The following is a 9,379-nucleotide window of genomic DNA, read 5'->3' on the forward strand; positions in this document are numbered from 1 at the left end:
CTTTAATGAATTACATTTTTTCTTTAATACGAGCTGCTTTACCACGTAAGTTACGTAGGTAATATAGCTTAGCACGACGTACCTTACCACGACGTACTACTTCGATTTTGTCAATCTTTGGTGAATGAACTGGGAATGTACGCTCAACACCTACACCGTAAGAAATTTTACGAACTGTATAAGTTTCACTGATTCCAGTACCACGGCGCTTAATAACAACACCCTCAAACACCTGAATCCGCTCGCGTTGACCCTCGATAACTTTTACGTGTACACGAACAGTGTCACCAGGGCGAAACTCAGGAATATCTGTACGTAATTGTTCTCTTGCTATTTCCTGAACTAAATTCATTGTTGATTCCCTCCTTCCAAACAGACGTTCATCAACTGCATATCTACACAGCCAGAGGACCGTCGTAATCAACAAAAAATATTGTATCATAATCTATTTATAAAGACAACCTAAAGTTAGTCTTTAGTTTTCATGATTTAATTCCCGTTTGATGGTTTTAATTAAGGCTTGGTCTTTTGCATCAAACTGATGAGCTTGAATCAAATCAGGTCGACGCTGTAAAGTACGCTTTATCGATTCCTTTTTTCTCCACTCTTCAATTTTTTGATGATGTCCAGATAATAATACTTCTGGAACCTTCCATGTTCTAAATTCTTCAGGTCTTGTGTATTGAGGGTATTCTAATAATCCAGAACTAAACGAATCGGTTTCTGCTGATTCCTGATTTCCAAGCACTCCTGGTAACAATCGAACCACACTATCAACAACTACCATTGCAGCTAATTCTCCACCTGTAAGAACATAATCACCAATCGATAGCTCGTCTGTGACTAAATGTTCCCTAATTCTTTCATCAAATCCTTCATAATGACCACAAAGAAAAATAAGATGTTCTTCCTTTTTCAATTCTTCTGCCTTTTTTTGTGTATAAGGTATTCCTTGCGGGGTCATCATGATGATTCTAGCTTTTTCATAATTTGGGATCGATTCTACTGCATAGAAAATTGGCTCTGGTTTAAGAACCATACCATTTCCCCCACCATATGGATAATCATCCACTGTTTTATGTTTGTTGGTAGCAAAGTCCCGAAAATTAATCGTGTTAATTGTTACTGCGTTTTTTTCTTGTGCTTTTTTTAAAATACTAGATTGTAATATACCTTCAAACATTTCAGGAAATAGCGTCAATATATGTATATTCATCTTGATCACCTGAATCTAACTTAATAAACCTTCGATCGGTTCAATGATAATCTTTTTTTCATTTACGTTAACTTCCTTCACTATAAGTTCTACATAAGGGATAAGAATCTCTTTTTTCGAAGTGGCATCCTTTACCACCCAAACATCATTAGCGCCAGGGGATAAAATTTCTGTAACCGTTCCAATTTCTTCACCATCTGTAGAATATACTTTACAACCAATAATTTGATGGAAATAAAACTCCCCTTCTTCCAAATCATGTTGCTGTTCTTTGGAAATCCACATATATAATCCTTTATATTTTTCAACTTGATTAATATTATCATAGCCTTCTAACTTGACCAAATAAAGATTCTTATATGGCTTTGCCGATTGAATCTTCGCAGATTGTTGATTTGGATGATTCTCCGACCCTATAAAAATCTGGTTTCCTTTTTTAAATCTTTCATCAGGAAAATCTGTATGTAAATAAATCTTTAATTCACCTTTTATCCCAAATGTATTTACGATTTGTCCAATTTTAAAAAAATGGGTATCCAACTTATTCTACCCTCTTTCTAATTTCTGTTATAATACCATCTTTAATAATAATTTCATAGCGATGAAAAATTTGATCCCAATGATCACCGACATTTACTTCTATTTCGGTATCTACCGTACTATGAAAGATTTCATCTCCTATATTTAGTTTCTCCACTTGTTCTAATTGAACCACCAATTGTTCAAGTTTTTCTTTTCTCTTTTGATGTTCATATCCAATCCGATCTTGAACAATTCTAACTGCTTCTTTTCCTTTTTTCTCAGCTTCCGTTAACAATTTCTTTTGTTGAAATTTTAATTGTTCTAACTCAACTTTAATCTGCTTCATTGATTGTTCAATTTCAGTGACCAACAACTGCTTGGATTGGTTGGTTACAACCATCTTCACTGGAACAGGAATCTTAATTTTCATAAAACACCGCCTTTTCAATAAAACTGGTGGTGATAAGTGATCTGGATGATACTTTCTTTTGATAGAGCAAAAGGTGGGGATATCCCCACCCTGTGTTTAGATGATTTCAATCATCACACGTTTGTTTTCTTTAACTGCTGCAGCACTCACAACAGTACGAATTGCTTTTGCAATCCGCCCTTGTTTACCTATAATCTTTCCCATATCTTCTGGGGCAACAGATAGTTCATAAACAATAGACTTATCACCAGTTATTTCATTCACACGAACTTCGTCAGGATGATCAACAAGTGCTTTAGCCAACACTTCTACTAGTTCTTTCATAAGAAAAGACCTCCAATGGATAAATGATCCATTATTATTGTTCGACTTATTTCTCTTGTTTTAATTCGTGTGCTTTTTTCAAAATTCCAGATTTACTGAATAAGTTACGAACAGTGTCAGATGGTTTTGCACCAGTTTGCAACCATTTTAAAGCTTTCTCTTCATCAATATTGATTTGCGCAGGTTGTGTTAATGGATTATATGTCCCAATTTCTTCAATGATACGTCCATCACGAGGAGAACGGGAATCTGCTACAACCAAACGATAGAATGGAGCTTTTTTTGCACCCATGCGCTTTAAACGAATACGTACTGCCATGTTGTTCACCTCCTTTAGCAAATAAAAATCGTTTAAAATAATTAAATAAAAGGAAATTTAAATCCTTTTTTCTTTTTTCCTTTTGTCTTTGCCATATTAGAAAATTGCTTCATCATTTTTTTCATATCTTCAAATTGCTTGAGAAGTCGGTTGACGTCTTGGATACTTGTACCGCTCCCATTTGCAATACGACGTCGTCTACTTGCGTTTAGGATTTCCGGATGCTGTTTCTCTTCTTTTGTCATCGACTTAATAATGGCCTCAACATGTGCTAATTGTTTATCGTCAACTTTTAGATCTTTTAGTCCTTTTGCTTTGTTCAATCCTGGGATCATGCCAAGGATTTCATCCAAAGGCCCCATTTTTTTAACTTGTTCTAATTGATCTAAAAAGTCTTCAAATGAAAATTCTGCACTTCGAATCTTCTTCTCTAAATCTTTAGCTTTTTGAGAATCCACTGTGGCTTGAGCTTTTTCAATAAGAGTAAGAACATCACCCATTCCGAGAATACGGGAAGCCATTCGATCAGGATAAAAAGGTTCAATTTGATCCAATTTTTCACCCATACCCACAAATTTAATTGGGCAACCTGTTACTGCTTTAACTGAAATTGCCGCACCGCCACGCGTATCTCCATCTAGCTTTGTCAAAATCACACCTGTTAGCGATAGAGTCTCATGGAAGCTATTTGCTACATTCACTGCATCCTGACCTGTCATTGCATCAACAACCAATAATATTTCATGGGGTTTTACTTCATCCCGAATCTGTAGCAATTCATTCATTAGGGTTTCATCAATATGAAGACGCCCAGCTGTATCAATGATCACCACATCGCGATTTTCTGCCTTTGCATATTCAATACCTTTTTTGGCAATTTCAACAGGCGATACTTCGTTTCCCATACTAAAGACAGGAATCTTTAATTGTTCCCCTAGTACTTGTAGTTGTTTAATTGCCGCTGGTCTGTAAATATCTGCGGCAATTAATAGCGGTTGTTTGTTTTGTTTTTGTAAATATTTTGATAGCTTACCGGTATGGGTGGTTTTACCTGCCCCTTGTAAACCTACCATCATGATGATTGTTGGCGGCTTGGGGGACATATTTAACTTACTCTGGGTTCCTCCCATCAATTGAGTAAGTTCTTCATTAACCACTTTAATGACCTGTTGGCCAGGAGTTAAGCTTTTTAGAACTTCTTGACCAATGGCTCTTTCCTTCACTCGAGAGACGAAATCTTTAACCACCTTGAAGTTAACGTCAGCTTCTAATAAGGCCAAACGAACTTCGCGCATCATTTGATTAACGTCTTCTTCTGACACCTTGCCTTTACCGCGTAACTTGTTAAAAGTTTCTTGTAGTCGGCCAGCTAACCCTTCAAACGCCATTTCTGACCGCCTCCTAATCTATTTGTCTTAAAAGATTTATTTTTTCTTTTAATTGAAGGAGAAACTCTCCCTCTTGTCGATCAATAAGCTGTTCCATTTCTTCTAAAATCTTTGTTCTCTGTTCATATTTTGCAAGAAGCTGAAGCTTACCTTCATATTCTTCTAACAAATTTTCAGATCGTTTGATATGTTCATAAACCGCTTGTCTACTAATTCCAAATTCTTCAGCTATTTCACCTAATGAAAAATCATCTTGAAAGTACAATTCCATATATTGTTTCTGTTTCTCTGTTAAAAGATCTTGATAAAAGTCGTGAAGCAAAATGAGTCTTGTTGATTTTTCTAACATTTTTGCACCACCTCACTATAAAGAGAGTAATCTGTAAAGACTATTCCCTTTACAAGAAATATATTACTGGCTATAGAAAAGAATGTCAAGCTGTTTTTATTGTCAGATTTCTTCCTGGTCTTCTTCAAGAAAACCTTGTGCAAATAATGCATTGGCAAATTGATCTGCATCAAACTCTTGCAAATCATCCATTTTTTCACCTAAGCCAACTAGTTTAACAGGTATCTGTAATTCATGGTGAATAGCAATCACGATTCCGCCCTTTGCTGTTCCATCCAATTTAGTTAAGACCAAACCTGAAACACCTGCAGATTCTTTAAACAATTTGGCTTGTTGTAAGGCATTCTGGCCAGTCGTAGCATCTAAAACTAATAGAACTTCATGAGGTGCTTCAGGAATCTCTTTTTTAATCACGCGAAAAATTTTATTTAACTCCTGCATTAAATTCACTTTGTTATGGAGACGTCCAGCCGTATCACATAGTAGTACATCCACTTGCTTTGATTTTGCTGATTGAATGGCATCGAAAATCACAGCAGCTGGATCAGAACCAGCTTGATGTTTAACAACGTCTACCCCTACTCGTTCTCCCCAAACTTCTAATTGCTCAATCGCTCCTGCTCTAAAGGTGTCACCTGCAGCCATCATCACCTTTAATCCTTCTTTTTTTAATTTGTGAGCCAGTTTGCCAATCGTAGTGGTTTTCCCAACTCCATTTACTCCTACAAAAAGAATAACGGTTAAACCTTCAGATTGAATATTTAATTCATTTGATTGCCCATCTTTTAAAAAGTTTACGATTTGTTGAGTTAGAATAGGTTTTAACTGATTTGCATCTTCAATTTTTCTAGTTTTTACTTCTTTTCTTAATTGTTCGATCAAGTCAAGAACTGTATGAACACCAACATCAGCACCAATTAAAATTTCTTCTAATTCTTCAAAAAATTCTTCATCAATTTTTTTGGTACGAACGATTAAGTCTTCCATTTTTTCTACAAATGAATCTCTGGTTTTAGATAATCCCTCTTTAAACTTTGAGGTAACTTCTTGTGTCTTATTGGCAATATTTTCTTTTAATTTCTTAAAAAAACCCATATTTAATCCCTCCTAGGCCAATTGCATCGACTTTTCCTTTTCTTCTAATTTGACTGAAACCAATCGAGAAACCCCAGATTCCTGCATGGTCACTCCATACAACACATCAGCGCCTTCCATTGTTCCTTTTCGATGAGTTACGACAATAAATTGTGTATAGGAACAGAATTCTCTTAAATATTCAGCAAATCGATAGACATTTGCTTCATCAAGTGCTGCTTCAACTTCATCAAGAACGCAGAATGGCACTGGTTTGACGCGAAGGATTGCAAATAATAAACCAATCGCTGTTAAGGCTTTTTCTCCTCCAGATAATAAGGCCAAATTTTGTAGTTTTTTTCCAGGGGGCTGTGCAACAATTTCTATTCCCGTTTCTAACAATTGATCTGGGTTAGATAATATCAGATCAGCCCTACCGCCACCAAATAGTTTGGAAAAAACGATTTGGAATTGTTCTCGAATCGCTTCAAAACTCTCAATAAATCGTTTTGCCATCTCCTGATCAATTTCTTTAATCACTTGATATAACGTTTGTTTTGCTTCAACCAAGTCATCTTTTTGTGTAGATAAAAATTGATAACGCTCAGATACTCTTTCAAACTCCTCTATAGCTCCGAGATTGACTGAACCTAGACCTTGAATTTTTTCTTTTAATTCTTTCACTTGTCTTTTTACCAAGTCGATATTTTCAACTTTCATTACCTGTTGTCGTGCCCATTCAAAGCTCATTTGGTATTCTTCTGTTAATTGTGTTAATAAATTTTCTAATTCAGTATCTAGGCGACTTATTTTTACTTCGCATTGATGGATACCAGATTCCACTGTCTTTAATTTTTTTCTGATTTCTTTTGCATCAAGCTCTTCTGTTTCAATTTCTTGAAGCATTTTTGTACGAACGTTTCGTTTTTCTTCGATTTGTTTTTGGAATTGTTCCTTTGATATTCTTAACTCCTTAATGGTGTCACTAATTGTAGATTCATCTTGTTTCTGTATGATCAATTCATTTTCTAATTGAATCAAAATTTGTTGTTGTTGTTCTAGTGAAGTTAAGGCCTCCTTCAAATCTGTATCTAGTCTTACAACTAATGATTGGCTGCTATCCTTTTCTTGTTGCAAACGAGCCAGATCGATTTTTAAATCTGTGATCGTTTTATTGGTTTTTTCCTTTGTGGATTCATCTTGTTTTCTAATCGATTCAGCCTCTTCAATATTTTTTTGCAGTAGCTTTTCCTTTTTAACCTTTTCTTCAAGGGTATTTTTTAATTCTTCCTCTTTCGTATGATAACTGTTCCATTCGTCTTTTGATTGTTCGATTTCTTGATAGATAATCATCAAACGCTCTTCAATATTTTTTAATTCAATTTCAATTTGTTTATGCTTTCCAAGAAGTTCTTGTTCTTTGATCCGCTCTTTCTCACCTTGATTACGTATTCTCTCCAATAATTCCTGTGTCGAATGAATATTTAATTTGATTTTTTCCATATCAACTTTTTGATTGGATAACTCTTTTTTTGTCTGTTCAATTTGCTCTGTCAATTCATCAATTTCTCGTTGTCGGCTTAATAAATTGATATTTTTTCTTTGCTGGCTTCCTCCAGTCATCGACCCCCCTGGGTTGACAAGATCGCCTTCTAAAGTAACGATGCGATAACGATATCCTAATGTTTTTGCTATTTCATTAGCCACTTTTAGATCGGAAGTGATGATTACTTGTCCCAAAAAATATTCGATAATATCCTTGTATTGTATATCTACTTCAATTAAATCGATGGCAACGCCAACATAACCATTGATCTGTTGAATTTTACCTAAATCATATTGACTTATTTTCTTGCCTTTGATGACATCGATAGGTAGAAATGTAGCTCTCCCAAGTTTTTTATCTTTTAAATATTGAATGGCATGTCTGCCAACACCTTCATTTTCTACAACAATATACTGTAAAGAACCACCTAAAGCGACTTCAATCGCTATCTCATATTTTTTGGGGACCTGAATCAATTCGGCAACTGCACCATGAATACCTTTAAGTTTTTGAGTTTCCCGGATTTTTAGTATTTCTTTAACCCCTTGGTTAAATCCTGAGAAATCTGCCTGCATTTCCCTTAGTACTTGTTGTCTGGAATTTAAAGCATCTAACTTTTGTTGTTGATCTAATAATATTGCTTGTTTTTCTTCTTGTTGCTTTCCTAGTTCCCGTTGTAAATGAAGCTGTTCACGATACTGTTCGGAGAGTTGTTCAATTTCGTCCTGAGTATGTTGGATTTCACGACTAATATTTTCCAACCTTTCAGCATGCAATTTCTTTTCTTTTTCAATTTGCTCTCTCTCTCCATTTAACTTATCAATACGGTAGGTAAGACTTTCTTTAGAACTCGCCAAATGACGAATCTCATTTCGAACGGTTGCCATTTCATTTAACAGTTCAAAATATTCTTCTTTCAAACCTTCTATTTTATCTTCATGATTAGCGATCAGTTGACTTAAGGAACTTTCTTCATTCGCTAGTTGTTGTGAAAGTTGAATGATCTTCTCTTCTATCGTTTCTAGTCGCTTTTTTTCTTGCTGCAAATGATTTTTAATTTCAATTTTTTTAAATTGGAATTTTTCAAGATTTTGAATCGTTTGCGTTTTTATCGTCTGGTTATTTTTCTCTCTTTCTCGAAAGACTTCTCTTTTCCCCTCTGTTTTTTCAACTTCTTCACTAATGTTGAGTAATTGTTGCTGGAGTTCATCTAGTTCATTTTCCAGTTGGTTAATGTGCCAACGTTTTTCTGCAATAATCGCATCCATTTGACTTAACTGGGAAGTGATTTCGATTTGTTCTTTAGTCAATTCTTTTTTGCATTTTCAGTGTTTTGCCATTCCAAATGGGCTTTTTCAATATCATGAACATACCATTGTATATTTAATTCCTTTAATTGATTCGCATAATCTTTATATTGTTTTGCTACTTTTGCTTGTTCTTCTAATGGTTCTATTTGATCTTTTAATTCATAGATCAAATCATTAATTCGAACTAAATTTTGCTCTGTCTCATCTAATTTTTTTTGTGCTTCCTTTTTTCTTGTTTTATATTTAACGATTCCTGCCGCTTCTTCAAAGATTCCTCTGCGATCTTCTGATTTAGAGCTCAAAATCTCTTCGATACGACCTTGGCCAATTATGGAATAAGCCTCTTTGCCGAGTCCTGTATCCATAAATAACTCAGTAATATCTTTTAAACGGCAAGGTTGATTATTGATATAATATTCACTTTCACCTGAACGATAAAGTCTTCTTGTAACGGTCACCTCAGAATATTCCATATCTAATGAACGATCTTGGTTATCTAATGTAAGAGATACTTCGCTATAATTAACAGGTTTTCTAGAATCACTTCCCGCAAAAATGACATCTTCCATTTTTGCGCCGCGGAGGGTTTTGGCACTTTGCTCACCTAGAACCCAGCGGATCGCATCCGTGATATTACTCTTTCCACTACCATTCGGACCAATCACTGCTGTAATTCCTGGAACAAATTCAAATTCTGTTCGATCAGCAAATGATTTGAACCCCGATAATTCTACTCTTTTAAGGTACATGCTTTCCTCTCCTTAAAACCTATTTCAATTCTTTTATTTTATCATAATCATGAATGAAAGCCCACAAAAGTGACGATTCCCTTCGAAGAATATTCCGGTTACTTTTGCTGGTACCATGATAAAAAGAAATTTATGCTTTCCAATTAAGAAAA

11 protein-coding genes are annotated in these 9,379 nt (G+C 35.1%); all 11 read right to left on the minus strand.

Features of this window, described 5'->3' with window-relative positions; genetic code table 11:
* Positions 1-10: 10 nt before the first annotated feature.
* The 11 genes from rplS to U473_RS15780 all read right to left on the minus strand — a co-directional run bounded on the left by rplS (position 11) and on the right by U473_RS15780 (position 9,227).
* Complete coding sequence (rplS, locus tag U473_RS06295; protein WP_068724479.1) at positions 11-352, minus strand: 50S ribosomal protein L19; 342 nt, start codon at positions 350-352, stop codon at positions 11-13.
* Between the two features lie 123 nt (positions 353-475).
* On the minus strand, positions 476-1,216 hold the full coding sequence (trmD, locus tag U473_RS06300; protein ID WP_068724480.1) for a tRNA (guanosine(37)-N1)-methyltransferase TrmD: 741 nt from the start codon (positions 1,214-1,216) through the stop codon (positions 476-478).
* A 15-nt stretch (positions 1,217-1,231) separates the two neighbouring features.
* A complete protein-coding gene (rimM, locus tag U473_RS06305) occupies positions 1,232-1,756 on the minus strand; it encodes a ribosome maturation factor RimM (RefSeq protein WP_068724481.1) in 525 nt (174 codons plus the stop codon).
* A 1-nt stretch (position 1,757) separates the two neighbouring features.
* Complete coding sequence (locus U473_RS06310; protein WP_068724483.1) at positions 1,758-2,168, minus strand: YlqD family protein; 411 nt, start codon at positions 2,166-2,168, stop codon at positions 1,758-1,760.
* A 96-nt stretch (positions 2,169-2,264) separates the two neighbouring features.
* Positions 2,265-2,492: a KH domain-containing protein gene (locus U473_RS06315; protein ID WP_068724486.1), complete on the minus strand. Its 228-nt coding sequence runs from the start codon at positions 2,490-2,492 to the stop codon at positions 2,265-2,267.
* 46 nt (positions 2,493-2,538) lie between these two features.
* Positions 2,539-2,811 (minus strand): 30S ribosomal protein S16, encoded by a 273-nt coding sequence (rpsP, locus tag U473_RS06320; RefSeq protein WP_068724487.1) that lies wholly within the window; start codon positions 2,809-2,811, stop codon positions 2,539-2,541.
* A gap of 41 nt (positions 2,812-2,852) precedes the next feature.
* Positions 2,853-4,199 (minus strand): signal recognition particle protein, encoded by a 1,347-nt coding sequence (gene ffh / locus U473_RS06325; protein WP_068724490.1) that lies wholly within the window; start codon positions 4,197-4,199, stop codon positions 2,853-2,855.
* Between the two features lie 13 nt (positions 4,200-4,212).
* Positions 4,213-4,548 (minus strand): putative DNA-binding protein, encoded by a 336-nt coding sequence (locus U473_RS06330; RefSeq protein WP_068724493.1) that lies wholly within the window; start codon positions 4,546-4,548, stop codon positions 4,213-4,215.
* A 102-nt stretch (positions 4,549-4,650) separates the two neighbouring features.
* The gene (gene ftsY / locus U473_RS06335) at positions 4,651-5,643 is read right to left on the minus strand and encodes a signal recognition particle-docking protein FtsY (protein WP_068724495.1); all 993 of its coding nucleotides are present in this window, start codon (positions 5,641-5,643) and stop codon (positions 4,651-4,653) included.
* 12 nt (positions 5,644-5,655) lie between these two features.
* A complete protein-coding gene (gene smc / locus U473_RS06340; protein WP_456119703.1) occupies positions 5,656-8,478 on the minus strand; it encodes a chromosome segregation protein SMC in 2,823 nt (940 codons plus the stop codon).
* Positions 8,475-9,227 carry a chromosome segregation SMC family protein gene (locus tag U473_RS15780; RefSeq protein WP_456119704.1) on the minus strand — a complete coding sequence of 251 codons (753 nt, stop codon included), beginning with the start codon at positions 9,225-9,227 and terminating at the stop codon, positions 8,475-8,477. The genes smc and U473_RS15780 overlap by 4 nt, the downstream gene beginning before the upstream one ends.
* Between the last annotated feature and the right edge of the window lie 152 nt (positions 9,228-9,379).

The organism is Tepidibacillus decaturensis, assembly GCF_001561915.1.
In the GTDB taxonomy this organism is placed as follows: domain Bacteria; phylum Bacillota; class Bacilli; order Tepidibacillales; family Tepidibacillaceae; genus Tepidibacillus_B; species Tepidibacillus_B infernus.

Excerpts from the sequence above, each read along its gene's own strand:
- rplS (WP_068724479.1), bottom strand. The coding sequence starts at position 352 with ATGAATTTAGTTCAGGAAATAGCAAGAGAACAATTACGTACAGATATT.
- trmD (WP_068724480.1), bottom strand. The coding sequence starts at position 1,216 with ATGAATATACATATATTGACGCTATTTCCTGAAATGTTTGAAGGTATA.
- U473_RS06310 (WP_068724483.1), bottom strand. The coding sequence starts at position 2,168 with ATGAAAATTAAGATTCCTGTTCCAGTGAAGATGGTTGTAACCAACCAA.
- U473_RS06315 (WP_068724486.1), bottom strand. The coding sequence starts at position 2,492 with ATGAAAGAACTAGTAGAAGTGTTGGCTAAAGCACTTGTTGATCATCCT.
- rpsP (WP_068724487.1), bottom strand. The coding sequence starts at position 2,811 with ATGGCAGTACGTATTCGTTTAAAGCGCATGGGTGCAAAAAAAGCTCCA.
- ffh (WP_068724490.1), bottom strand. The coding sequence starts at position 4,199 with ATGGCGTTTGAAGGGTTAGCTGGCCGACTACAAGAAACTTTTAACAAG.
- U473_RS06330 (WP_068724493.1), bottom strand. The coding sequence starts at position 4,548 with ATGTTAGAAAAATCAACAAGACTCATTTTGCTTCACGACTTTTATCAA.
- ftsY (WP_068724495.1), bottom strand. The coding sequence starts at position 5,643 with ATGGGTTTTTTTAAGAAATTAAAAGAAAATATTGCCAATAAGACACAA.
- U473_RS15780 (WP_456119704.1), bottom strand. The coding sequence starts at position 9,227 with ATGTACCTTAAAAGAGTAGAATTATCGGGGTTCAAATCATTTGCTGAT.